The 24,699-nt window shown below is 35.0% G+C and carries 27 protein-coding genes and 1 tRNA gene; 10 read left to right on the top strand and 18 right to left on the bottom strand.

Features of this window, described 5'->3' with window-relative positions:
* Positions 1-11 precede the first annotated feature (11 nt).
* The gene (locus REB14_RS04830) at positions 12-347 is read left to right on the top strand and encodes a DUF3276 family protein (RefSeq protein WP_002976288.1); all 336 of its coding nucleotides are present in this window, start codon (positions 12-14) and stop codon (positions 345-347) included.
* A gap of 288 nt (positions 348-635) precedes the next feature.
* Here REB14_RS04830 and REB14_RS04825 read toward each other — a convergent pair.
* The 11 genes from REB14_RS04825 to REB14_RS04775 form a co-directional block, all read right to left on the bottom strand.
* Positions 636-711: transfer RNA gene (locus REB14_RS04825), tRNA-His, on the bottom strand.
* A gap of 35 nt (positions 712-746) precedes the next feature.
* Complete coding sequence (gene bshB1, locus REB14_RS04820; protein ID WP_079243323.1) at positions 747-1,466, bottom strand: bacillithiol biosynthesis deacetylase BshB1; 720 nt, start codon at positions 1,464-1,466, stop codon at positions 747-749.
* 81 nt (positions 1,467-1,547) lie between these two features.
* Positions 1,548-3,200, bottom strand: coding sequence for a tetratricopeptide repeat protein (locus REB14_RS04815; protein ID WP_079243324.1), 1,653 nt, complete (start codon positions 3,198-3,200; stop codon positions 1,548-1,550).
* 91 nt (positions 3,201-3,291) lie between these two features.
* A complete protein-coding gene (locus tag REB14_RS04810; protein WP_034693036.1) occupies positions 3,292-4,164 on the bottom strand; it encodes a PstS family phosphate ABC transporter substrate-binding protein in 873 nt (290 codons plus the stop codon).
* Positions 4,154-4,351 carry a DUF308 domain-containing protein gene (locus REB14_RS04805; protein WP_171006307.1) on the bottom strand — a complete coding sequence of 66 codons (198 nt, stop codon included), beginning with the start codon at positions 4,349-4,351 and terminating at the stop codon, positions 4,154-4,156. The genes REB14_RS04810 and REB14_RS04805 overlap by 11 nt, the downstream gene beginning before the upstream one ends.
* A gap of 75 nt (positions 4,352-4,426) precedes the next feature.
* Entirely contained in the window at positions 4,427-5,266 is an 840-nt protein-coding gene (locus REB14_RS04800) for an energy transducer TonB (RefSeq protein WP_079243326.1), read from the bottom strand.
* A gap of 28 nt (positions 5,267-5,294) precedes the next feature.
* On the bottom strand, positions 5,295-5,861 hold the full coding sequence (locus REB14_RS04795; RefSeq protein ID WP_034693034.1) for an ExbD/TolR family protein: 567 nt from the start codon (positions 5,859-5,861) through the stop codon (positions 5,295-5,297).
* Between the two features lie 11 nt (positions 5,862-5,872).
* Positions 5,873-6,481: an ExbD/TolR family protein gene (locus tag REB14_RS04790; protein WP_034693033.1), complete on the bottom strand. Its 609-nt coding sequence runs from the start codon at positions 6,479-6,481 to the stop codon at positions 5,873-5,875.
* Between the two features lie 61 nt (positions 6,482-6,542).
* Entirely contained in the window at positions 6,543-7,406 is an 864-nt protein-coding gene (locus REB14_RS04785; RefSeq protein ID WP_034693032.1) for a MotA/TolQ/ExbB proton channel family protein, read from the bottom strand.
* A gap of 240 nt (positions 7,407-7,646) precedes the next feature.
* Positions 7,647-10,460 (bottom strand): leucine--tRNA ligase, encoded by a 2,814-nt coding sequence (leuS, locus tag REB14_RS04780; protein ID WP_309521647.1) that lies wholly within the window; start codon positions 10,458-10,460, stop codon positions 7,647-7,649.
* A gap of 172 nt (positions 10,461-10,632) precedes the next feature.
* On the bottom strand, positions 10,633-11,109 hold the full coding sequence (locus REB14_RS04775) for a lipocalin-like domain-containing protein (RefSeq protein WP_047373532.1): 477 nt from the start codon (positions 11,107-11,109) through the stop codon (positions 10,633-10,635).
* A 145-nt stretch (positions 11,110-11,254) separates the two neighbouring features.
* Here REB14_RS04775 and REB14_RS04770 point away from each other — a divergent pair, with 145 nt between their 5' ends.
* Genes REB14_RS04770 through REB14_RS04760 form a run of 3 tightly spaced genes read left to right on the top strand, consistent with a single transcriptional unit; the run spans position 11,255 to position 13,694 of the window.
* On the top strand, positions 11,255-12,286 hold the full coding sequence (locus REB14_RS04770; RefSeq protein ID WP_309521646.1) for an acyltransferase family protein: 1,032 nt from the start codon (positions 11,255-11,257) through the stop codon (positions 12,284-12,286).
* A 23-nt stretch (positions 12,287-12,309) separates the two neighbouring features.
* Positions 12,310-13,068 (top strand): glycosyltransferase family 2 protein, encoded by a 759-nt coding sequence (locus REB14_RS04765; protein WP_079243329.1) that lies wholly within the window; start codon positions 12,310-12,312, stop codon positions 13,066-13,068.
* Positions 13,068-13,694 (top strand): calponin homology domain-containing protein, encoded by a 627-nt coding sequence (locus REB14_RS04760; RefSeq protein WP_079243330.1) that lies wholly within the window; start codon positions 13,068-13,070, stop codon positions 13,692-13,694. The genes REB14_RS04765 and REB14_RS04760 overlap by 1 nt, the downstream gene beginning before the upstream one ends.
* Here the strand turns inward: REB14_RS04760 and REB14_RS04755 are convergent.
* The 6 genes from REB14_RS04755 to REB14_RS24190 form a co-directional block, all read right to left on the bottom strand.
* Positions 13,686-14,924, bottom strand: a complete 1,239-nt coding sequence (locus tag REB14_RS04755) for a 3-deoxy-D-manno-octulosonic acid transferase (RefSeq protein WP_309521645.1) — start codon at positions 14,922-14,924, stop codon at positions 13,686-13,688. The two genes, REB14_RS04760 and REB14_RS04755, sit on opposite strands and share 9 nt — an antisense overlap.
* Before the next feature lie 5 nt (positions 14,925-14,929).
* Positions 14,930-15,274: a cupin domain-containing protein gene (locus REB14_RS04750; RefSeq protein ID WP_309521644.1), complete on the bottom strand. Its 345-nt coding sequence runs from the start codon at positions 15,272-15,274 to the stop codon at positions 14,930-14,932.
* Positions 15,271-15,738, bottom strand: a complete 468-nt coding sequence (locus REB14_RS04745; protein ID WP_309521643.1) for a DUF1648 domain-containing protein — start codon at positions 15,736-15,738, stop codon at positions 15,271-15,273. Before REB14_RS04745 ends, REB14_RS04750 begins: the two co-directional genes overlap by 4 nt.
* Positions 15,739-15,760: 22 nt before the next feature.
* Positions 15,761-16,477 (bottom strand): C40 family peptidase, encoded by a 717-nt coding sequence (locus REB14_RS04740; protein WP_034693014.1) that lies wholly within the window; start codon positions 16,475-16,477, stop codon positions 15,761-15,763.
* Between the two features lie 85 nt (positions 16,478-16,562).
* Complete coding sequence (locus tag REB14_RS04735; protein ID WP_079243334.1) at positions 16,563-17,210, bottom strand: O-methyltransferase; 648 nt, start codon at positions 17,208-17,210, stop codon at positions 16,563-16,565.
* Positions 17,211-17,341: 131 nt separating this feature from the next.
* The gene (locus REB14_RS24190; RefSeq protein WP_409993781.1) at positions 17,342-17,497 is read right to left on the bottom strand and encodes a CCPGW family putative bacteriocin; all 156 of its coding nucleotides are present in this window, start codon (positions 17,495-17,497) and stop codon (positions 17,342-17,344) included.
* 824 nt (positions 17,498-18,321) lie between these two features.
* On the opposite strand from REB14_RS24190, the gene REB14_RS04730 reads away from it, so the two are divergent.
* From REB14_RS04730 to REB14_RS04720, 3 genes are read left to right on the top strand one after another with little or no spacing between them, the layout of a single operon-like run.
* Complete coding sequence (locus REB14_RS04730) at positions 18,322-18,915, top strand: hypothetical protein (protein WP_309521642.1); 594 nt, start codon at positions 18,322-18,324, stop codon at positions 18,913-18,915.
* 52 nt (positions 18,916-18,967) lie between these two features.
* The gene (locus REB14_RS04725; RefSeq protein ID WP_309521641.1) at positions 18,968-19,540 is read left to right on the top strand and encodes a hypothetical protein; all 573 of its coding nucleotides are present in this window, start codon (positions 18,968-18,970) and stop codon (positions 19,538-19,540) included.
* The gene (locus REB14_RS04720) at positions 19,503-20,507 is read left to right on the top strand and encodes an HTTM domain-containing protein (protein ID WP_309521640.1); all 1,005 of its coding nucleotides are present in this window, start codon (positions 19,503-19,505) and stop codon (positions 20,505-20,507) included. Before REB14_RS04725 ends, REB14_RS04720 begins: the two co-directional genes overlap by 38 nt.
* Positions 20,508-20,555: 48 nt before the next feature.
* Here REB14_RS04720 and REB14_RS04715 read toward each other — a convergent pair whose 3' ends face one another.
* Entirely contained in the window at positions 20,556-21,389 is an 834-nt protein-coding gene (locus REB14_RS04715; RefSeq protein WP_309521639.1) for an OmpA family protein, read from the bottom strand.
* Between the two features lie 87 nt (positions 21,390-21,476).
* Between REB14_RS04715 and tilS the strand changes: the two genes are divergently transcribed.
* The 3 genes from tilS to REB14_RS04700 all read left to right on the top strand — a co-directional run bounded on the left by tilS (position 21,477) and on the right by REB14_RS04700 (position 24,402).
* A complete protein-coding gene (tilS, locus tag REB14_RS04710; protein WP_309521638.1) occupies positions 21,477-22,829 on the top strand; it encodes a tRNA lysidine(34) synthetase TilS in 1,353 nt (450 codons plus the stop codon).
* Complete coding sequence (locus REB14_RS04705) at positions 22,802-23,362, top strand: RNA polymerase sigma factor (protein ID WP_309521637.1); 561 nt, start codon at positions 22,802-22,804, stop codon at positions 23,360-23,362. Before tilS ends, REB14_RS04705 begins: the two co-directional genes overlap by 28 nt.
* Positions 23,363-23,442: 80 nt before the next feature.
* A complete protein-coding gene (locus REB14_RS04700; RefSeq protein ID WP_309521636.1) occupies positions 23,443-24,402 on the top strand; it encodes a redoxin domain-containing protein in 960 nt (319 codons plus the stop codon).
* Positions 24,403-24,699 lie beyond the last annotated feature (297 nt).

The following is a 24,699-nucleotide window of genomic DNA, read 5'->3' as shown; positions in this document are numbered from 1 at the left end:
AATATCTAACAATGAGTGAATACAAGGAACGCCATGAAAATGAGATTTTCACGAAGGTGTTAAAAGCAGGGAGAAGAACTTATTTCTTTGATGTGCGCGAGACGAAAGCAGGAGATTATTATCTTACAATCACGGAGAGTAAGAAGAATTTCGGAGAGAATGGGGAAGCTACATTCGAGAAGCATAAAATTTACCTTTACAAGGAAGATTTTAAGAGTTTCCAGGAGATGTTTAATGAGTCCACAGATTTCATCATTAATGAAAAGGGTGAGGATGTAATTTCAGAAAAACATGACAAAGACTTCAAAAGCAGATCATATACAATTGATTCTGACGACGAGGTTTAAAAAAAGAATATCTAAAAACACAAGCATCTGAAAAAGATGCTTTTTTTATGCTCTAAAACTATCAATGGGCTAAAGCCCGTTTCTATTGAATATTATGATGAATATTTATTTTTAAGATTTCTCATACCTATTTTATTATTTTGGCAATACCATTTTTATATGCTGGCTCAAGATTATAAACGTAATACGTGAAAAAGTTTGAAAAAAAAGTAGAAAAATAAACTTTTAGTGAGTACTGAAATAGGTACAAAAATAAAAAAGTACACTTTCAAAAAGTGTACTTTCTTTGGGTGAATGATGGGTCTCGAACCCACGACCTTCGGAACCACAATCCGACGCTCTAACCAACTGAGCTACAATCACCGTTTTCTGAGTGCAAATATAGGACAATTTCCTCAACTACCAAACAATTCCATCAAAATTTTTCAAAGAAATTAATCTTTCAGACGTAAATCCCTCAGCATAAGTCACTCCCGATAATCGCCCTAAATCCTGTGCGCGGTAAGTTAAGCTCTCATAAAAGTCTTTTGTGGTAATTGGAGTCTCGGGTTCTTTAGAAGTCGGATCATAAAACTGAGTTTTGTATGCCATACAAGCTTCCAACTTTGTATTAAGATGCTCCGAAATATCAATAACAAATTCCGGTTTGATATCTTTCCACTGAATATAATGAAAAATATGTTTTGGTCTCCATACTTCCTGAGATTCTCCATCCAATACAGTTTCAATTTTTCTCAGTCCGGACAAAAAGCACGCATCCGATACTAATTTCGCTCCTTTTGCATGATCTGGATGTCTATCATCAATTGCATTCGCTAAGACGATTTCTGGCCTGTATTTACGAATCATTTTTACGATCCTCATTTGGTATTCTTCGGAATTCACCAAAAAACCATCTTTCATTCCAAGATTCTCTCTTGCGGAAAGCCCTAAGATTTTGGCAGCATCTGCAGCTTCAGCTTTTCTGGTTTCATCTGTACCTCTTGTTCCGAGCTCTCCTCTTGTAAGATCTACAACTACACATTTTTTTCCCTCTGAAACCATTTTAGCGATAGTTCCTCCACACCCCAATTCTACATCATCAGGATGTGCTCCAAAAGCAAGTATATCAGTTTTCATAAAATCAAAGATAAGTTTAAAATAAAAACTTCCCAAACATTACGAATGGGAAGTTTTAATATCTATAATTTAAATTTTAAATTACTTATTGATCTCTGCATTTAATTTTACAGCATCCTGGTAAGTAGGATCCAACTGTAGAGATTTTGCTACATAATCTTTTGCTTTAGCAGCATCAGAGTCTTTGCTCATATATGCTACAGCAAAATAAGCATAAGCAAGAGTCTGTTTGTTAGCTTCCTGATCAGCTGGTTTTACTGTACTGATGAATTTCTCATAAGCCATTTTTGCTGCATCATTGTTTCCTGCCTGCTGGTAAGAATATCCCTGGCTGTAATATGCCGGTGCCCAATCTGGAAGAAGCGCAGACATTTTTTGCCATGTAAGGATAGCTCCATTCCAGTTTTTAACATCCTGGTAAGCTGTAGCTAGCTTAAATAATGAATCAGAATCCTGGTTATTAGCCGCAACTTTCTGTTTTAATGCATCAATGGTAGGGTTAGTAGGTCCTTTGTCAACTTCTGACTGAGATACACCACCGCCTCCAGCGATGTTAGCCAATTCAAGATCCCACTTCATTGTTTCATCTTTAGCAGCCTTTGCGATAGCAACTTTCTGCTGAGATTCTGTCATTAAAGCTGTCTTTTTAGCAGCATCTTTTTCATCTTTTGCTAAACCTGCAGCAATAAGACCTTGCAAACCTTGGTCGGCAGGCTGTACTCTTGTTTTTTCAACCTGAGAAACGAAAGTATCCATGTTTTGCTTAGCATCTGCATAGTTTTTATCGGCATATGCATTGTAAGCTCTTAATTTGAACTTGATAGGATCTTCAATTTTATCAAAAATCTTATCTAATACCATTTTAGAGTTTGCATAATCTTCGTTTGTGAAGTATAGTTTTGCAATTTCTAATTGAGTATACGGATCTTCATCAGCATACTTGGTATAGTTGATAAGGTCTTGTGTAGCCTTTGCATTCTGTTGGTATCTGATATCATAACCAGCTAATGCCTTATATGCAGGCGCGTAAGTAGCATCTACACCAATAGCTTTATCAATGTTTTGCTTAGCTTGTTGCCATTGTTGTGCAGCCATCCATAAAGTTGCCATTCTTGTATAAACGGAAGCTTTATTTTTAGCAGTAGGCAATGCTTTATCATAAGCAGACATAGCCTCTCCCGGCATTCTCTTTAATCTGTAAGCATCTCCTAATGTATAATAATAATGGGCAGGAACACCTTTTTTCTCAGCTTTTTCGATAGCTTTAGTTAAAAACTGAATAGCAAGATCAGGTGAACTGTTTTTCTCGAATAGAGTTAAAGCTTCTGCTGCTCTGAAAAGAACTTCAGCATCTTTTTCTCTTGAATCAGTAACTACTTTCTGAATTTCAGCAACGGCATTTTTATCACCTTTACCTAATTTAACAGCAGCTAAACCAATTTTGTTCAGATAGCTTTTACCATCAGCCGCTAAGCCTTTATTGAAATTTTCAGTTGCTTTAGCGTAATCTGGCTCTCCTTGTCTTAAGAAAGTATTTCCTAAATAGAAGTAGTTATCAGCTGTAGGTTCTTTAGCGATCATTTCAGTGAAATTTGTTTTTGCCTGCGCAAATTTATCACTGTCTATACTGTTGATACCATCCTGCAATGTCTGTGCAGAGGCAAAACCGGTAAAAAATACCACGGCTGCTCCAAAAGCAATCTTCTTTACATTCATATTCATTATATCTTTCATTTTATATTTTCAAATAATTGAGTTTTATTGTACACAATTTTCAGACCAAATCAAAATTTTTAATGAGGATAAATTGTGAATTTAATATTTTTTAACGCATCTGCACTTCTCTCTTATAAATATTATAAGGTTGCAACCCTTCTTTCTGCACAATTTTTTGGCCTAAATGGGTACATGAAAATCTTATAAATCCATTGGCAATATTAAAATTACCTTCGTTAATCAGGAAATAAAGCACTCTTGTAAACGGATATTCCATTGTACGAAGTCCTTCAAAATCTGCATTGTAAGATTTTCCTTTTTCTACCACAGGAAGAACCTTCACCATCTCTCTCAATTTTTCTGACGTTTTATCATAAGGACGGCTAAAAGTATTCAATCCAATAACGCCTATTTTATCGGGATATTTTCCTAATTCCTCTATAATCTTCTGATTTCCCGGAATAATGGAAAATTTCAGGTCTTTGGGTTGTTTTTTTAATTTCTCAGCAACAAAATTCAGGTTACTGGAGTTGGTTCCGTCAAAAATAAATTCCTTTTTATCAGACATCAAACCGCTGTTGATTTCTTCTATTGAAATACTTTCTTTTGGAGAATCTTTAGGAACAACAAAAACCACTGCATCTGCAGCAAATTTAGCAGGAAGAAACTTTAAATCTGTTCTTTCCTCATATGTTTTTATTTCTTCAGGATTAAGATTTCTGGACATTACTACCACTTTAGCACTTCCTTTCAAAAGATCAAGAAGTCCTAAATCTTCTTTCTTGGTTTCTACTTTGATGTGTGTCTCAGGATAGTTGATCATATAGCCGTCAGCTAATGCTTCTGTAACGCTTTGAAAAGATTCGTCAGTAAAAATTGTAAGATTACCTTTGTGATAAGAAGGAGCGTTTTTCTCCTTTTTGCAGCTTGCAAGCATCATACTCAACACAAAAATTACTGCAAGCTTGAAACTATTCTTCATTTCTCGATTTTTTAATTCTTGAGATCGCCCTGTAAATTCTAAAAATACCATAGATAATAAGCACCACTCCTAACGCATAAGCAACAGCGGGCTCTAAGATAGTAAAGAAGAATTTGTAGACAATCACTACAATTCCTAAAACGATATAAAACAATCCCGTAACCAGGGATAACCAATTGAACATCATGTAACAAAAATACCAAAAAAAATAAAAAGAGAAGCATAAGCCTCTCTTTTTATTTATATTTTGAATAAATAAGTCTTATTCAAAGTTCATAGTAAATGGTACGCTATAGTAAGATCTAACGCTCTCCCCGTTTCTTTTCGCAGGAGTCCATTTTTTAAGTTTCTTAACTACACGCATTGCTTCACTGTTGAAGTCGCCATTTGGAGATTTCTCTTCAATAGTAACATTCGAAACAGTTCCGTCTTTTTCTACAACGAACTTAAGCTTCGCTTTAAGTGTTCCTTCACCTCCTTCCATCAAAGATGTATCGAAGTTATCTCCCAAGAACTTTCTTAATGCTCCCATACCTCCAGGATATTCTGCAGACTGGTCAACATCTTTATAGATCTCGTTAGGGTTGTTCGCTTTCACTTCTACTGTAGTAGCTTTAGTACCTGTAGATGGTGGTGGCGGTGGTGGTGTATAAGCCGGAGCTTTTACCCCCTCCTGATTATTCAAACCAGTTGTAGTTTCCAACTGCTTAGAAATTGGTGGTGGTGGTGTTTCAATTTTCGGAGCTTTTACAGGCTCTGGAACCACGTTCTGAATTACTTCAATTTTCTCTTCCTCTTTTGGAGGCGGAGGTGGTGGTGGTTCTTCTTCTTTAGGCTGCTCGATAATCGGTTCTTCCTCGATAATATCTACTAGATCTGCCTTAACTTCTTGCTTAGGCGGAGCTGTAAGATTTTTAATCGTAAGATAGATGAACGGAGACAAAGCTGCCAAAAGGAATAATGCTGTTCCGATAATAAAAGACTTTGTTAAAAGTCTCGGATACTGATGTCTAAGATCATAGGCACCATATTCCTTGTTTCTATTTTCAAATACGATCTCGTCTAAAGTAAGATTCTGACCGTATACATTTTCATCTGCCATAGATTAGATATACAATTTTATGGTTAAATTACTTTGTAGCAGCTGGTGCGGCAGCACCTCCTACTTTCTTCTCATAAATAGCTTTTTCCCAAGGTTTGATATCAGTAACCCCGTACTGCTCACTTTTGGTAATTGCCATTTCGTCAAGAATATCAACAAAGTTCTTATATATAGCATCGTCAGTTGGCTTGATGATCACGGTAAATTTCGTTTGATCTGCAGCTCTAGATTTTGCCTGCTGAATTACTTTTCTAATTCCTTCTCTGTCAAGAGTAGTTTCCATAAGAGTTTGGTCATTTAAGGATGTAGCATCCTGCTGGTGCCAAAAAACTCTATTGTTTTTTCCTAATAAGATAGAAATTGAGTTAGAAAGTTTAATTTCTGTTGGAGGTGGTTTTTGTTTTTCATCTTTCGGTTTAGCCGGAAGACCCAAATCCATAACGTTCGGTTTACTGAACGTAGTTGTGAACATAAAGAAGGTAATCAATAGAAAACCCAAGTCCACCATCGGAGTCATATCGACTCTGGTGTTTTGCTTCTTGGAACGGACCTTGCCGCCCTTGCCGCCTTTTTCTTGTACTTGTACTTCTGCCATTTCTATCGATATTATTCGTTAGGTTTACCTTCTTGTGATGTAATCAACCAAAATTTAAGAAAATCAATATCTCTTAAACCTTCAAATAAGCTTTTCACTTTAGGGTATTGTGTTGTAACGTCACCTTTAATCGCTAACTTATAGTCAGGGTTTACGCTCAAACTTTCTTTTACCCAATCAATTAATTGCTTATTTGTACTGTCCATAGGAATTCCTGATGGACTTCTATAATTTTTCTGCTCATCTGCAGGCATATCCAAGTAACCTTTAAGCTGGTTCATTGGAACTCCGATTGCCTGAACTTTCTGGAAAGCAGCTTTTTGGTTGTTGTCAAAAGTAATACCATACTTTTGTCCCATTTTATCCAAAAGAGCAATTCTTTCTGATGCATTTTCTACTGGCTGGAAATAGAATTTTCCGTCCGGAGTAGCGTTGATAGTCATTAAACTAGCATCAGGAAGCAATTTTTCCGAAATTGAAGATGGCGGTTTGATCTGCTCCACGTCAGGTTTTTTAAACTGAGTGGTCAAGATAAAGAACGTAAGAAGTAGGAACGCAACGTCACACATTGCGGTCATGTCCGTTACTACTCCATGTCTTTTAGGTTTGACTCTCGCCATTATTATAAAATATTTTTAATTAAACTTCTTTTAATTGCTAATGCAAATATCTTGCTAATTCTTAGTTGAATTCAGCGAAAGATTGTTGGATACTCATAGAGATCTCGTCGATCTTGTAAGTTAATCCATCAATTTTAGATGTAAAGAAGTTATAAAGGATAATAGCGATTGCTGAAGTACCAATACCTAATGCCGTGTTAATCAAGGCTTCAGAGATACCTGTAGATAGAGCAGCAGCATCTGGAGTACCACCTCCTGAACCTAATGCAAAGAACGCCTTGATCATCCCGATTACTGTTCCAAGTAGTGCGATTAGGGTTGCAACTGTACCTAGAGTAGAAAGAATCATCATGTTTTTCTCAAGCATTGGCATCTCAAGAGTAGTAGCTTCTTCGATAGCTTTGTTAAGAGCTACCATTTTCTGCTCTTTATTTAATGTAGTATCGTGAGAAAGTGCTTTGTAAGTAGTAAGACCTTCTTTTACTACGTTACCAACAGATCCTTGTTGTCTGTCACACTCTTCGATAGCTTCGTCAATTTTGTTTTGGTTTAGTAAGCTTCTTACTTGAACAACGAAGTTGTCTAAGTTTCCTTTTCCAGCAGCTTTACCAAGAACGAAATATCTTTCAAAAGAGAAAACGATTACAGTAATCATGAAAGTAATCAAGATTGGTACGATAACCCCTCCTTTGTAGATAATACCTAAAAACGATTCTGGGTGAATGTCTTTTCCTTCAACACTTGAAAAAGCTACAGAACCACTTCCTAGTTTTTCTGCATCCTTAAAGTTTCCTGGGCTACCAAGAACGAATAAATAAATACATACTCCTATAGCAAATAGAATAGGAATAATAACAGCTGGATTTAAACCTCCTGCCTTTCTAGCAACTACTTGCTCATCATTTTTTGAAACATTCATTTCCATATTTAACTAAATTATATTGTTTTAAAATTTTACAGGGTGTAAATTAAAGGCAAAATTAATTAAAATGCAAGAGTCTTAATTAAACATTTTGCTTTTTTTTGATAAAGAAAATTTAATACGATTTCGAAATAGTAATTATTTTAAATTATTTTATTTATTTTTTCCAAATTTAACATTTGAATTAAAAAATCATAAAAATAAGACACCCATTTTTTTTAATTTCCCAATGTTAATTTTTTTTTAAATTACGATATTCACAATACGGTGAGGGACTACAATGATTTTTTTAGGGGTTTTACCCTCCAAAATCTGTTGCATTTTCTCGTTCGAAATCACCAAATCTTCTACTTCCTTGGCAGATAATTGAGCTGAAAGCGAAATTTTGAACTTCATTTTACCATTTACACTTACCGGATACTCAATTTCGTCTTCAACCAGATAATCTTCATTCAATGCCGGGAATTGTTCAAATTCTATCGATGTACCGTGTCCTAATAAACTCCACAATTCTTCACAGATGTGAGGGGCATACGGAGAAATGATAACGGCAAGCGGTTCTAAAATATTGCGCTTGTTGCATTTTATTTTCTGAAGCTCGTTTACAGCAATCATAAAGGATGATACTGAGGTATTGAAAGAGAAGTTTTCAATATCGTATACTACCTTCTTTATTAAGGTATGTAAAACTTTGTATTCTGCTTTTGTAGGTTCTTCATCTGAAACTTCAAATACGTCTCCGTTGAAATACAGATTCCAGAATTTTTTAAGGAAACCATATACTCCGCTTAGCCCTTGTGTATTCCAAGGCTTGGATTGTTCTAAAGGTCCTAAGAACATTTCATATAATCTTAAGCCGTCTGCTCCGTACTCTCCACAGATGTCATCAGGATTTACTACATTATATTTTGACTTGGACATTTTTTCTACTTCACGGTCTGTGATGTATTTTCCGTCTTCAAGAATAAATTCTGCCTCTGCATAATCCGGCCTCCATAATTTGAAGGCTTCTGTATCCAATTCATCAGAGGTTCCTTTTAATAAGGATACGTCTACGTGAATCTGCTGAGTTTGGTAATCTTTAGCCAAATTTTTAGATACATATTGATTCGTACCGTCAATTCTGTATACAAATGCACTCATCCCTAAGATCATCCCCTGGTTGATCAATTTCTGGAATGGCTCATCATGACTGATATATCCTCTGTCTTTTAAGAACATGTTCCAGAAACGGGAATATAATAAGTGTCCGGTAGCGTGTTCGCTTCCTCCTATATATAGGTCTACTTGTCCCCAATAATCTGCTAACTCTTTTTTAACAAAAGTTTCTTCATCGTTAGGATCCATATATCTAAGGAAATACCATGAGCTTCCTGCCCAACCTGGCATCGTAGATAATTCTAAAGGGAAAATTGTTTTATCATCAACCAGTTCTGTAGCGATTACCTTCTGGTTAGCTTCATCCCATGCAAATTCTTTTGCATTTCCTAATGGAGGATCTCCGTCTTCTGTAGGTAAATATTTTTCAACTTCAGGAAGTTCCAATGGTAAAGCAGAAGTCGGCAACGTGTAAGGCATTCCATCCTTATAATATATAGGAACTGGTTCTCCCCAATAACGCTGTCTTGAGAAAATAGCATCACGCTGTCTGTAGTTTGTTGTTCCATGACCGATTCCTTTCGTTTCGATCTCGGAAATCATTTTTGCTTTCGCTTCATTATAATGTAATCCGTTTAAGAAATCAGAGTTGACACAAACGGAATCTTTGGAATCAAAAGATTTCTCCTGAACATCTTCTTCCGTTTCTACCACTTTCTTGATTTCAAGATTAAATTTCTTAGCAAATCTGTGGTCACGCTCATCGTGTGCCGGAACTGCCATCACTGCTCCTGTTCCATATCCCATCAACACATAATCTGAAATATAGATTGGCATTTTTTCATTGCTGAATGGGTTGATCGCATAACTTCCGGTGAAAGCTCCGCTCACGTTTTTCACGTCAGACATTCTGTCTCTCTCCGTTTTTTTGGAAGTTTCTTCAATATAGGTATCTACTTCTACTTTTTGAGCATCCGTAGTAATGGTTTCCACTAAAGGATTTTCCGGAGCCAATACCATAAAAGTTGCTCCAAAGATGGTGTCAGGTCTTGTGGTAAATACCTCAACGGTTTCATTATGACCTTCTACATTGAACTGCACCTGAGCTCCCTGAGATTTTCCGATCCAGTATTCCTGAGAATCTTTCAACGGCTGCGGCCAGTCTAATGTATTTAATCCCTGTAATAATCTTTCAGAGTACGCAGAAATTCTCATGCTCCACTGCATCATTTTCTTCTGGAATACCGGAAATCCTCCTCTTTCAGATTTTCCATCTTTCACCTCATCGTTCGCCAGTACCGTTCCTAATGCAGGACACCAGTTTACTGTCGTTTCTGCTCTGTAAGCAAGACGATAGTTTAAAAGGATATCTTCTTTATCAATTTCAGAAGCATTCTTCCACTCTTCTGAAGTGAAATTTAATTCGTCATTCTGATTGGCATTTAATCCTTCTGTTCCTTTTTCTTCAAAATGGTGAATCAAAGAATCAATAGATTCTGCCTTATCAGTATTTTTATTATACCACGAATGATACAGCTGGATAAAAATCCATTGTGTCCATTTATAATATGAAGCGTCTGAAGTTCTTACTTCTCTGCTCCAGTCGAATGAGAAACCTATTTTTTTCAGCTGCTCTTCGTATCTGTTGATATTCTGTTCTGTAGTAATAGCCGGATGCTGTCCTGTCTGGATCGCATATTGCTCAGCTGGAAGTCCAAAGCTGTCATATCCTACCGGGTGGAGTACATTAAACCCCTGATGTCTTTTGTATCTTGCATAGATATCCGATGCAATATATCCAAGCGGATGACCTACGTGAAGTCCTGCTCCTGATGGGTACGGAAACATATCGAGTACATAAAACTTAGGTTTGTCTGTGTTATTAGAGGTCTTATAGGTTTGATTTTCCTCCCAGTATTTCTGCCACTTTTTTTCTATCTGCTGATGATCGTAAAACACTTTATATATATGTTATATGTTAGACTGAATTATTTTTCTTTTTGACAAGATTCACAAAAATAATGATTTTAAAGTAAATAGAAATTGAATTTATAATGAATTGCAATTCTACCCTCAACAAAAAAATCCCATCCGGAGATGAGATCTGTTTTATATCCTGAAGTATATACTATTATTGAGTAACTCTTTTGAAGGTATATGTTCTTGTCTGGAATATAGTAGGATCCTGAGTCTCCTCTCTTACCGCAAGATTGAGCGTTGTAGCATCCAAAGTAATAACCTTTGCATTTTGCGGTTCCACGATTCCCTGAATTTTCATCTGAACGTCTTTCCCTTCCTTATTATAAGTATAATTGAATTTTATATCTGAAAGAATAGCACACTGACCAGGTGTAGCAGTATCTCCCCAGTTGGTTTTTCCTCCTTTAGAGTCAACGCTGAACCACCATCTTGTCTGCTTCTGACAATCTGTATAAGTAATCGTGTTAGAAACCGGGTCTTCACCAACTTCTACAGTGGTAACTACTTCTTTTAACGGTTGCCATGTCCCAACAAGAGGAGCTTCCAGAACAGTATCATTGTCACTACTACAGCCTGTAGCTGCAGCAAACAAAGATAAACCTGCAAATAGTAATGCTAATTTCTTCATAGATCAATTTTTTCAAGCGCTAAAATTATAATTTTTTTGATTTATATTACTATTTTTTATGAAAAATTATTTCATCGACGATTATTTATATATATTTAAAAATAGGGACACCCTATTTTCCCTTTATTTAACAAATAATGAATACATGAGCATCGTTCATTCTATTAAAAAAGTTATTTTTGCAGGAAACAAAATACAAATGCAGGATATTACGAGAAACAATTTTGATTTTATACGTGTTCTCCTTGCCTTTATTGTCTTTCTGGGACATCTTGGCACACTCAGCGCTTCCCCTGATCTCAAGATTTTTGAGCACAGCCCCATAGAAATTGCTGTTTTCGGTTTTTTTGCAGTGAGTGGATTTCTTATTGCAAGGAGCTATGAGAGGTCTTCAAGCCTGAAAAGCTATTTAAAAAAGAGAATCAAAAGAATTGTTCCTGCCTACTTATTGGTTATTTTTTTATGCGCGATTTTATTAAGCTTGGTAAGCACTTATTCTTTCACTGAATATTTTAGCAATACACAAGTTTACAAATACATTTTTTGGAATTCATTATTTTTAAATTTTAAAGCCCCCTGGCTTCCGGGAGTTTTTGGGAATCAAGCAGTGAATGGAGCCCTATGGACACTGAAAATAGAAATGTGCTACTATTTTGCGGTTCCTCTGTTGTTTTTGCTTTTCGGAAAAAATAATAAATACAGAAATATAAGTTTGATTATTTTATATTTCTTATCACTTATTTATCTAAATTATTTTGAATCTTTAAATAAAATTTCACTTGCCAAACAGCTTCCAGGAACATTATCCTATTTTATCCCTGGAATGTTAATTTACTTTAATTTTGATAAATTCATCCAACATAAAAATATCATTTTCATCATTGCATTCGTTACTGTGTGGATTGACTTATTCTTAAAAGTTCAGCTTTTTTCTCCAATGATGATCGGGGTTATTGTAATGTACATTGCCTATTCATTCAAATTCTTAAATAATTTCGGAAAATATGGCGATTTCACCTACGGGATCTACATTTTCCACTTCCCTATTATCAGAACTTTCCAGACTTTAGGGTTATTTGAAGATTATAATCCATTTGTAATGGCTTTGGTATGTATGTTGGTGGTTATTGCGGTAGGTGTAAGCTCCTGGCATCTTTATGAAAAAAGATTTTTATAATTTTGTAGTATAGAAAAACATAAATGAAAGATCTAATCTCCATTATTACTCCCAGTTATAATTCTGCAGAATTTATCGAGGAAACCATACATTCTGTTCTTAACCAAACCTATGAAAACTGGGAATGGCTGATTACTGATGATCTTTCTAAAGATAACACTGTTGAGATCATCAAAAAATATAATGATCCCAGAATAAAATTGCAGGTACTGGAGAAAAATGGAGGAGCAGGAAATGCCCGAAATAAAAGCCTTGAAAGAGCTGATGGAAGATATATTGCGTTTCTCGACTCGGATGATTTGTGGTATCCCGAATACCTGGAAAGCATGATTACATTTCTTCAGCAAAATAATGCAGAACTGGCATATTGCAACTACTCAAGATGTGATGAATATACAATGGAACCGATTTTAAAAGATTTCGAAGCCGACAAAATTGTTACTTTTTCGAATTTACTTAAAACCTGCAGACTGGCACCGGTTTCCACCATTTATGATACTAAAAGAGTCGGAAAATTTTTCTTTCCGGTAAAAAGCAAGCGTGAAGATCATGTCATGTGGCTGAATTTGTTGAAAGTAATTCCTAAAGGTTACCCGGTAAAAAAAACGATGGCTAAATACAGAATGCGCGAAAACAGCGTTTCAAGGAATAAAAAAAACATCATCAAAGATCAGTATCTTGTCTATAAAGATTTCATGGGATTCTCCACAGTAAAATCGTTGTATTATACGGCTAACTGGGCATTAAACGGATTCCTGAAATATTCGAAAATTTTCAATTAATGGAGTATTCAAAAGAGTTCAAAGCCGCTCTGAGTGCTTTTTCCGGAACGGAGAAGGACAAACTTATTTTCAGACTCCTGAGAAAGGATAAATTATTATCTAAAAAGCTCTACTTCGAACTGATTGATCCGGAAACTACGGATGATAAAAGAAACGCGATGGAAGAGCATGTGGAGGAACAGCTTCTTCTGGCTTCAAAATATGTGGGAAATGCTAAATATTTCCTTTCTACTGTTCGAAAAATAAGTGCAGAGATTACAGAACATGTAAAAATAACGACTGATAAATTTGGAGAGATTTCCCTAAATCTTCTTCTTGTCAACAAGGTACTGGAAAACAATAGTGACCTCAGCAGACAAAGGTTTGACAATGTTTATAAACTTTACATTTACATCATCAACAAAGTTTTCAAGTCATTGATTCTTGTAAAAAAGCTGGATGAAGATTACTGGATGGAAATTGATGAGTATCTTCATGATACTCAAAAGAAAATATCAGAAAACCATTATCTTCAAAAATTGTGTACCAATAACGGTCTTGACCTCAACTGGCTGGAATGCGACAGGATTCCTGAAAACATTGATCAGATCATGAAAGACATTAAAAGCCAGGGATTCTTAAGATAAAATTTTCTGAAGAATCATTCTGGTAGAATCTGGTTTCTCATCCACGAATTTTCCGGCGTTTTGAGACATCTCTTCAAGTTCTTCTCTGTTATCCTCATTCGTAAGAAATAAAACGAATTCTGATACTGTATATTCGTCAGAGAAAGACTTTCCGCCATTGGCCGAGATCAGGCCATCCGCTTCCGGATTCTTTTTGTAATGATTTCCAAAGATCACAGGAACACCAAAGGTAGCTGCTTCCAGAATATTATGAAGTCCCGCATCATGAAATCCTCCTCCTACAACAGCTACATCTGCGTAGGAATATAATTTTGATAATAAACCAATGCTGTCTATGATCAGAATTGAAGTATTGAAAGTTGAAGGTTGAGTGTTTTGTATTTCGCTGTACAGTAAAGCATCCGGGAATATATTTTTTAAATGTTCTACTCTTTTCAGATCGTGAGGCGCTATAATTAGTTTTACTGTATTATTTTTGCGGAAAACTACTTCTGCTATTTTCTCTTCTGCCTGCCACGAACTCCCAAAGACTATTGCTTTATTTTCACCAATAAAGTCTGCAATAAAATCTACATGATTATTTCTTTCACGCAGCTGTTTTACTCTGTCAAATCTTGTATCTCCCGTTACGGAAGACTTCGTTAATCCAACGCTTTTCGCCAAAGCCAATGAAAACTGAGTCTGGTGGAAAAACCAATCTACATTTCTCTGAAGCTGCTTCACAAACCATTTTCCATAGGAAGTAAAGAAAGACTGTCTTTCATAGAACAGGGCAGAAATGACATAAATCTTTGTCCCTTTGTTTTTCAATTCTGAAAAAAGATTGTACCAGTAATCATACTTAACCGTAAAAAATAGTTCAGTATTAAATTGGTCTATAAATTCTTTTACAGCACTTTTTTTATCGAAAGGCAAATAACAAATAACGTCTGCAATATGTTTCTTCTTTACCACATTTTCATATCCTGATGGAGAAAAGAAAGTCACCAGTATTTTGTGCTGAGGAAAATTCTCTTTAAGTTTCTCCAGAACAGGTAATCCCTGCTCATACTCACCCAGGCTTGCTGCGTGCATCCAGATTACTTGATCTGTTTTTGAAAATACAGACTTTACTTTATTCAAAGATTGGCTTCTTCCTTCAACGCCTTTTTTAGTTTTATCATTAATCAGCGCAAAAGCCTTCATTCCGAAGGTAAGTAGACTGATAAATATATTGTACAGAAATGCCATTTTAATTATTCTTTAATTTCAATTCTGTCATTATCCGTGGGAGGATTTGATATGATTAAAAACTCAATTTCTTCATCTGATTCATTGGAGATAAGATGCTTCATTCCCCGCTCAATGGATATAGATTCTCCTTGTTGAACCAAGAATTTTTCTTTATTAATGTGGAATACTGCTTCTCCTTTCAGAATATAAAAAAACTGTTCTGCCACTTTATGAAAGTGCAGTTTCTCTGAAGTACCTGCAGGCATTTTCTCCTGCTTTACGGATAAGCTTTGGGTATTTTTAAGAATCCAGCTGTCACATTGGTTTCCCCAGATATAATGTTCTGAATTATCTTTAGAATGTATCATTTGAATAGATGAGCAATAAAAAGCAATGCAGGAGTAAATAAAACGACAGATAAAAAGATGGCAGCAAATGTAATTCTCGGTTTAGCCTGATCATCTAAGGCATATCTGAACATATAGTCCTGAATATTCATAAAAATAACTGCCAGTAGCAAAAAAAGAATTCTCAAGCCAATTTTAATAATTAAAAACTGAGCATTCATATTCTGATCCGTAATTTCTACCGGGAAGTTAGTGTATTCAGGATGTCTCATGCCATAAACGAACAGAGCATATAATCCCAGAGCCAGTGCAGGCATCAGAAAGGCATACATTCTTCCGCCAAATCCATCCGCTTTCCCTTCCATATCAAAATGTACAGGAATCCTCTCTGGCAATGTATTATAGTTTTTCAGGGTAAACCACCACAGAAAAACAACCAATCCAAAATTAAAAATATCAAAAACTGTAAAAAGAATATTTTCCATTTCAGACGAGATTGAATTAAGATTAGATTACACTTTTCAGCACTCTCAGTTTATGAGTATGCTTATTCATTTCTTTATTGAAAATCCCTGTGGAATCCAGCGTGTCTATCCTTACTTTTCCGGAAGCATGGATGATCTTTTGATTTTCCAGCATAATTCCTACATGAATAATTTTCCCTTCTGCATTTTCAAAGAATGCAAGATCTCCAGGCTGCGTTTCTTCTATAAAAGTAAGTGCTTCACCTACCTCAGCCTGTTGTGATGCATCTCTGGGTATTTTTATATTGTGAATTTTGTAAACCAATTGGGTAAATCCGGAGCAGTCCACCGCAAAAAAGCTTTTCCCTCCCCACAGATAAGGTACATTTAGGAACTCTTTTGCTGTCAGGGCAATACTTTCACGCACATCATGACTTCTTCTTGAAGCAACCACCGGAAACTCCACTTCGGAGCCCATAGAAAGTAAAGTTTTGCCATCATTCATGAGTACAGAAGAAAAATCTTCAGTAACGACAGTCACTTTTCTTTTGGCCAGCTCTTCGTCTGTTATAGGTTTCAGCTGCTTGGTGTCCATCCATCCTTCATAGCCATCATAATGCATTTTTATTTTGGTCCAGTTTTTATCTACCTCCAAAATATCTGCGCTTTCCCCAAACAATATTTCCGTAACAATTTCAGCTCTGTCAGAATTTTCTGCACGAACCGGCGCTACTGTAACAATACAAACTCCTTTATTCATTAATTTTCAATTTAAAGATTGAATAATTTAAAGATTAAAAATACAATGTGTATCTCTTTAAATGTTTAATCCTTGAATATTTCAGTTACTTTCTGCGAAGAAAGTTGACTCCATCACGCAAAGGTAAAATAAGATTTTCAAAATCTTCGTCTTTTGCTGCCAAATCATTTAATTCCTGGATAGACTGGGTAGATTTCAGCTTCGGATTTTCTTCCAACACTTTACCATACCACAAGACATTATCAAAAAGAATCACCGTTCCTGATTTTGTATGCGGTTTAATCAGTCTGAAATATTCAGCATAGTTTTCTTTATCAGCATCTACAAAAATAAGATCAAAAAACTCATCTGTTTCTTTTAAATATTCCTTGGCATCCTGAAGTTTAAAATCAATCTGACCGGCATATTCACTAGACTCAAAATATTTTTTAGGAAGATAGGCAAGATCTTCATTCACATCCAATGTTGTAATTTTTCCGTCTTTTGCCAGTCCTGATGCAAGGCATAAGGTAGCATACCCTGTGAATGTTCCTATTTCAAGAATACTTTTCGGCTGCATCATCTGGGAAATAATCGTCAAAAGTCTTCCCTGCTGATATCCGGAAATCATATGAGGCTGTGTCGTTTTCTGATAGGTCTCTCTTCTGAGCTTTTTCAGAATTTCGGATTCCGAAGAAGCGTGTGCCTCCAAATATCTGTCCATTTCAGGATTCTTTTCTTCAAAAAAACTCATACCATTTTAATTTAAAAACAAATTTAAGGATTTTAAAGCTAGTTTTTAAGTTCAACAGGAAGATACAAAAAAAGAGAGAAATTAATCTCTCTCTTTTTCTTAGCCAGATCTAAATTGTATGTAAAAAGTCATTATACGGCTATACAATATTGTCTTATACCAGCACAAACCCATCCCGGACAACACTTTGTTTGTGGGCTGGTACAAAATATCTGTGGATTACACCCTTTAATAGCACCTTGTACAGTTTTCATTTCTCCTCTTGAAAGTTTTTTTGAATTTTTCATAATAATTTTAGTTTAGTATTAATTTCCTACTCTTTAGATTTTCGGACACCTCTTTTATTATTTCCTTTAACGGAGATTTAAATATACATATTCTTTTATTAATCAACTAATTATAGACATATAAATTACCTATTAAATGTATAAAAATCTACATATCAGTGAAAACCCCATATAAAATACCGTGAAAACACGGATGTTATTTTTGTGGTATTAGTTATAAGTTTGCAATAAGAATAAGGGGTAAAAACACTAAGAGAAAACAAGATGATTGCAGGAGAGACACAAACTAACCATGAGAATCACAAAAAAGTTGTACTGAAAAGTAGAACTGATTCTTCTGCAGCAAAAAGTAAGACAGAAATATCCACTTCATTTTTGCAACGAATTATTTCACTCCTGAAAAAGGAAGAATTAATTTGATTAAAAAATAAATCCCGGCCACCTTCGGGATTTATTTTTGCTTTATAGTCAGATATTCCTTCTCTGGTTAGTTCATATTAAAAACCTCATCCATTTCCTTCATCATTTTTCTCAACGCATTCAACAAAACTTCACTAAGTTCATTATCTAGTTCATTCTCAGAACTCATATTTTAAGCCACAATACAGCAACTTGAATATCTATAAATAGCCATTATTATTCAAAATCCTGATTCATATCTCAGTTCACAAGTCAAAATCCTCATAAAAAAACAGGAAAAACACTCTTATACAAGTGCTTACATGCCTCTACCTTTGATATACGTTTTCCAACCATGAAACATTCAAATAAAGGAGGAACCCGAAAATCCTAAAAAAGAGTAGGGATATTTTAAAAATAACCACATGAAAACAAAGACTTTATTATTAATCGGAGCAATAGTGGGACTTGTTATGATATTTTCCCAGCTAAAACCTCAGGAAATGTCTTTTTATAAAGAAAAAGGCAATTACATTGTAGACCATAATTACATTCTGAAAGATGTTAAAAAAATTTCGGATGAAGACATGAAAAGTTTATTAAGCCTTCAGAAACTTCATCAGAACAGTTTGGGCACCAATTTCATTATCTATAAAATCAACAGACAGTATGTAATCCGCGGATGTCTTATGAAAGCCAACATCGACTGGACAAAATATGGTGATCTGAGAGCAAAAGTGGAAGGGATTCTGAAAAAATACGGAGCTAAAGAACTGGGTGCCAATTATTATGCTATTCAAAACAACCAGGTTGCTACAAATGCAGCATTATTAAGCCAGAAGGACATTGCCTCTTTAAGTAAATTAACGATAAGAGGCGCTGAAGAGTACACCATCTGTCCGCCAACCATGGGAAGAAAAAATCTTACCAATGTGATCATAAAATCTTACAAAGTCAATACAGCTATTGATCCAAGAATCAATGTAAAACTGAACAGTGTATTGATGAATTATAAATAACCACAAAAGGCTGTTTTTAGTCCGAAGACAGCCTTTTCTTAAATCTTTTGCCATGAAAAGAAAGCTTCAGTTATCCGGAATTTTCATTATTCTGCTGGTGGTTTTTACCATTGGTATGAAAGGAACATTTGATGGTTACTATGGTTTTTATTATGAAAACAAAGACTATAAAAAACCGCTGGTTTATACCGTTTCAGAAAATATTGCCCAGTTAAAGCCTGTCAATATATTTACTTCTTATACAGGTTTTGATACAGGATATGGTTTCTACGCACCCAATGTTGCCAGTGACTTTGTCATGAGCTTTGAATTAAAGGACCAGAATGGAAAAGTTCTGGAACAAAAAAATCTTCCCTATTTTAAGAACAAAGAAAGCAGAGTGAGATACACCACTGTTTTTAACATGTTTCTTGATAAAATTTCTGACAAGAACAAGTATGATAAAAAGTATTATCAGTATCTGGATATCATTATCAGACAGATCGCAGCCCACGTGATGAAAGAAAATCCGCTGGCATCCAGTATAACGACAAGGCTTTATCTGTACAACTACCCTACTATTGCAGATTTCAAAAAGGGAAAAACGAATGAAAACCTTATTCTTATTGATGAATTCAAATACTAAAGTGATGAAAAACCTGAGTGCATTCTATACCAAAATTGAAAATTTCTTTTTCAAACAAGATAATCAAACGGAATTCTTAAGTTTCTTCCGGATTGCCATAGGTATCGTTATCCTATTACAGTTTACTGCAGTACTACCTGATTTTGAGAAGTTATTTTCAAGCAGCAGTATTATTCCTCAGGATATTATGAGTGTTTTTACACCAGACTGGCTGATTACCTTCTCAAAAATAGTAAGTTTTTTTCAGACCTTCGGAATTGAAGAAAGTACAACAATAGCAATAACCAAGGTATCATTTATCACATTCTGTATTTTGATCATCATCGGATTTTATTCAAGAATTTCTGCATTGCTTTTACTTATACTGCAGATAGCCCTGCTTAAGGGAAGTTCTTTTTTTGCCTATGGTGCAGATTTTTTCACAAGCATGTCTTTATTCTATCTGATTCTTTTTCCTGTTGACCAGCATTTTTCATTGAGAAATTTTATTTGCAGCAGAAAACCTGAGTATAGTAATATTGCTCCAGTCAAAAGATTATTCCAGATTCATATCTCTATTGCTTACTTTTTTTCCGGGCTTGACAAAGCTTTAGGGTTCAACTGGTGGAATGGTGAATCTATCTGGAAAGCCATTCATCTGCCTTACTCCAACAGAGACCTGAATATTGATTTCAGCTGGCTGATAGAACATTCTTATATTCTGAGCTTGATTGGATGGAGTACCATTCTTATTGAGATGTGTTACCCTATTTTTATCTGGTACAAACCCACACAAAAAATATGGCTTTTTCTCACAATTTCCATGCATATAGGAATTGCGCTTGTACTCAATTTATATTATTTTTCAGCCATTATGATCGTATGGAATATCACCAATTTTTATTTTGAACAACCCGCTAAAAAAACAGTATCGTCTTCAAAGAAAAAAATATCGGCAGATTATATTCCCAAACAGGTTGGCTCATAAAAAAATCCCGAATTGCTTCGGGATTTTTTTTGATATGGGGTTTAGTCATTATTTCTTAGGAGCGATATCCATCAGTTTCATAAACTCATCAAGTTTAGGCATAATGATGATTTCCGTTCTTCTGTTTTCTCCTCTACCTGAAACGCTCATGTTAGTCGCTTTCGGGTTATATTCAGAACGTCCACCAGCTGTAATTCTTGCCGGATCAACTCCAAACTGAGTCTGAAGAACTTTAGCAACTGAAGTACCTCTTAATGCAGAAAGATCCCAGTTGTCTCTAGGAAGATTTGGAGAGTTTAACGGAGCATTATCGGTGTTACCTTCAATTAATACTGAGTATTTGTCGTAATCGTTGATTACTTTTGCTACTTTACCTAACACTTCCTGAGCTGCAGGCAAGATGTTGTAATCTCCTGTTTTGTATAACATTTTATCAGAAAGTGAGATCATTACAACTCCTTTCAATACTTTCACCTGTACATCTTCATCTGATACATTATCCAATGATCTCTTCAGTTTATTAGACAATGCCAGATTCAAACTGTCATTTTTAGCATTACTGGAGATTAATTGCTTGATATAAGAATTGGAAGCATTGATTTCTCCTACCAGTTTATCAATGTTAGCAGAGCTTTTTCCTGTATTGGACAGACATGCATCAAGTGATGATTTTAATGCATCGTGCTGGCTTTTCAACAAGTTGTTTTCACCCGCCAATGCAGAGTTCTGAGATTTCAAATCCTGAATTTCTCTCTGTCTTTCTCCAATATTTTCAATACACTGCTTATAGTTTGTGCTCAAAGCATCATACTGCTTTTTGCTGACACAAGATGTCATCCCCAGCGCCATTGCAGAAACTGCTAAAACTTTTAAAATCTTCATAAATAATCATTTTTAGACTACTCAAAGTTAGGAAAATTCAATTGAATTATATCGGTTATCTTTGCATAAAAGAAATTCTCAACATCTATGTTGAATAAATTAACCTTTATCAATCAATTAAAAAGTCTCGTTCACGAAGCGGAAAATCACACTTATCTTCTGGCTGTGAGCGGAGGTGCAGATTCTATGGTTCTGGCCTCTTTGTTCAGGGATTTAGGTCTTGAAATTCAAGGTTCAACATTCCGGTTTCAGGTAGCTCATATCAATTATAAACTTCGTAGTAATGATTCGGATCTGGATCAGAAAACAGTGCAGGATTTTTGTGAGAAAAATCATATAAAATTTCATTTGTATGAAGTTTCGGAAAAAGATAGAAAACCTGAAAATTCAATACAGCTTTGGGCAAGAGAGCTTCGATATGCTTTTTTTAAAGAAATTCAGGAAAAAGAAGATCTGGAATTTCTCGTTACCGCCCATCACCTTAATGATCAGTTGGAAACTTTCATCATTAATCTATCCAAAGCTGCCGGCATTAATGGATTGAGTGGAATTCCATCGAATGATAACAATATCCTTCGTCCCCTTTTAAATGTTTCAAAAAAAGACATTTACCAGTTTGCTGAGCAGAATGCTATTGAATTCCGGGAAGATCTTTCTAATAAAAAAAGTGATTATCTGAGGAATAAGATCAGGAATGAGATTGTTCCGATGCTGATGGAAACCAACGATCATTTTCTGGAAAACTTCAGAAAAAGTTCTTTGTACCTTAATCAGACTAAGGATTTTGTTCAGAAACAGATTCAGGAGAGAGAAAATAATCTTACAATATTTAACCAAAACTATAAAATCTTATCAAAGGAAAAGCTGGATCAGGAAAGTGATTTCGTGAAATTTGAAATCTTAAAAAAATACGGATTCAATCAGGAAGAAGAAATCCCGAAAATTTTTAAAGCAGAAAACAACAGTTCTTTCTTTTCAAAAGAATATCAGTTGATTGTCAACCGTGATGAACTTATTTTTATTGATAAAAGGAAAGAAAAGGGAACTCCTGAAGAAATAGTACTGATCAAAAAATTTGATTTTTCCGAAAACCAGATCAGCATCAACCTCGTAGATGATATTGAAAACATTGTTGAGATCAATAAAGGATTTGAATGGAACTTCGATGCTGAAAAGCTTCAATTCCCTCTCTTTTTGAGAAAACAACAGGATGGAGATGAATTTTATCCTACAGGGTTTTCAGGAAAAAAAAAGGTTTCTAAATTTTTTAGGGACGAAAAATTATCTGCTTTGATCAAGGAAAAGACCTGGTTATTGTGTGACTCCGGAAACCATATTTTAGGTGTCATCCCTCTCAGACAGGATCGCAGGTATCAGGCAGACAGAACTACTCAAAAAAAGATAACTGTAACGTGGACAGAAGAACAACTAATTCGTTAGCTGTTGATGATTTTAAGAAAGACAGCAATATAGCTTTTGGAATTTTATACCAACAGTATTTTGGTTATACTCAGAAATTTATTCTGAACAATAAAGGTAATCTGGAAGATGCAGAAGATATTTTCCAGGATGCATTACTCATTCTTTACGAAAAACTCAATGCCGATGACTTCAAAGTTCAAACCTGTCTGGGAAATTATATTATCGGAATTGTAAAAAATCTATGGTTTAAAAAACTAAAAAACAGAAACTTTTATGTAGAGTCTCCTGAAAACTATTTCATGGAACATCAGGAGGAAATAAGTACTGCAATTGAAAATGAAAGGTATTACTGGGAAAAATTGGTTGGTTATATCAAATCAATCTCTTCACATTGTCAGAATCTTATCCATGACATTTTTATTGAAAATAAAAGTATAGAGGAAATTCAGGATAAATACCAATATTCCAGCAAACATAATGCTCAGAACCAAAAATATAAATGTGTAGAACAGATCAAGAAGATTAAAAACAATAGTATTTTTTCTACCTGAAAATCAAACAATTAAATAAAATATTTTAATGTATGGGTGATTTTATTCTTGATCAGGGAACATAATAAGAAAAGAAATATATGTTCAGAAAAATCGTATTGAGCCTTCTTATACTAGTAGGAATTTCATTTAACGCACAAAGCGCAGGCATCAATTTTCAAAAAATTGATTTGGAAGCCGCGAAAAAAATCGCAGCAAAAGAGAATAAACTGATCTTCATTGATCTGTTCACCACATGGTGCGGACCTTGCAAGCTCATGGCAAAAAACACTTTCACTGATGCCAGAATCGGAGATATGTTCAACAAAAATTTTGTAAACCTTGCCATAGATGCAGAAAAAGAAGGGCTAAACCTTGCTAAAGAATTTAAAGTGGTAAACTATCCTTCCTTTTTATTTCTGGATTCAAAAGGAAAACTGGTTCAATATGATTTCGGATACTATAATCCTGAACAGTTTTTGGAAGTTGGAGCATCTGTCCTGAAAAAAAAGATGTCTCAATCCGGCAAAACTTTAGATCAGGTAAAAGGAAAAATGATAGGTGATAAAATTGATAATTTCAATGCAAAAGATCATTTAGGAAATACATTTTCATCATCAAAGGAAAACAAAAAACTGGTAATTGTTTTTATTCGTGGGCAATGGTGCCCTTATTGTAACAAATATATTGAAACATTACAAAATCTGGCTCCGGAGCTGAAATCGAAAAACGCAAGACTTGTCATTATTTCTCCAGAAAAACCGGAGTTTATAGAAAAGACGATCAGCAAAACAAAGACAGATTATACAGTTTTATATGATGAAGGATATAAAATTGCAGAAGCATTTGATGTCCTGTACACTCCAGACAGTGAAACACTTAATTTCTACAACTCAAAATTAAAGGAAGATTTTGCCAACAGCAGATCAGATCATTCAGGGAGGCTTCCTGTGTCCGCAACTTTCATCCTGAATGAGGGGAAAGAAATTACATGGAGACATTTTGATCCGGACTATAAAAACAGAGCATCCGTAGAAGACATTTTAAAAAATCTGAATTGATTTTCTCAGAGATTTCTGCCTGGAAAAGATACTCATCATCATACCAAGTTGGCAAAATTGAAAAAATCTATAATCATTTTGAATGATAAAATAAGTAACACTTCTATTGCGATTAGGGCATAAGACAAAATATTTTAGGGATCAGGCTTAAAAAAAGAAAGTTTCTAAATTTTTTAGGGACAAAAAATTATCTATTTTAGCGAGGCAAAAAATCTGGACACAGACTCATTAGGAATAATGCTGTATTTGACAGCCTTCCTTTCAGGTAAGACAGAAGATTTGCAAAGAATGAGAAAA

The organism is Chryseobacterium metallicongregator, assembly GCF_031324065.1.
In the GTDB taxonomy this organism is placed as follows: domain Bacteria; phylum Bacteroidota; class Bacteroidia; order Flavobacteriales; family Weeksellaceae; genus Chryseobacterium; species Chryseobacterium metallicongregator.
Note: the sequence above shows the minus strand (reverse complement) of the source record. Positions and strands in the feature narration are given on the sequence as shown.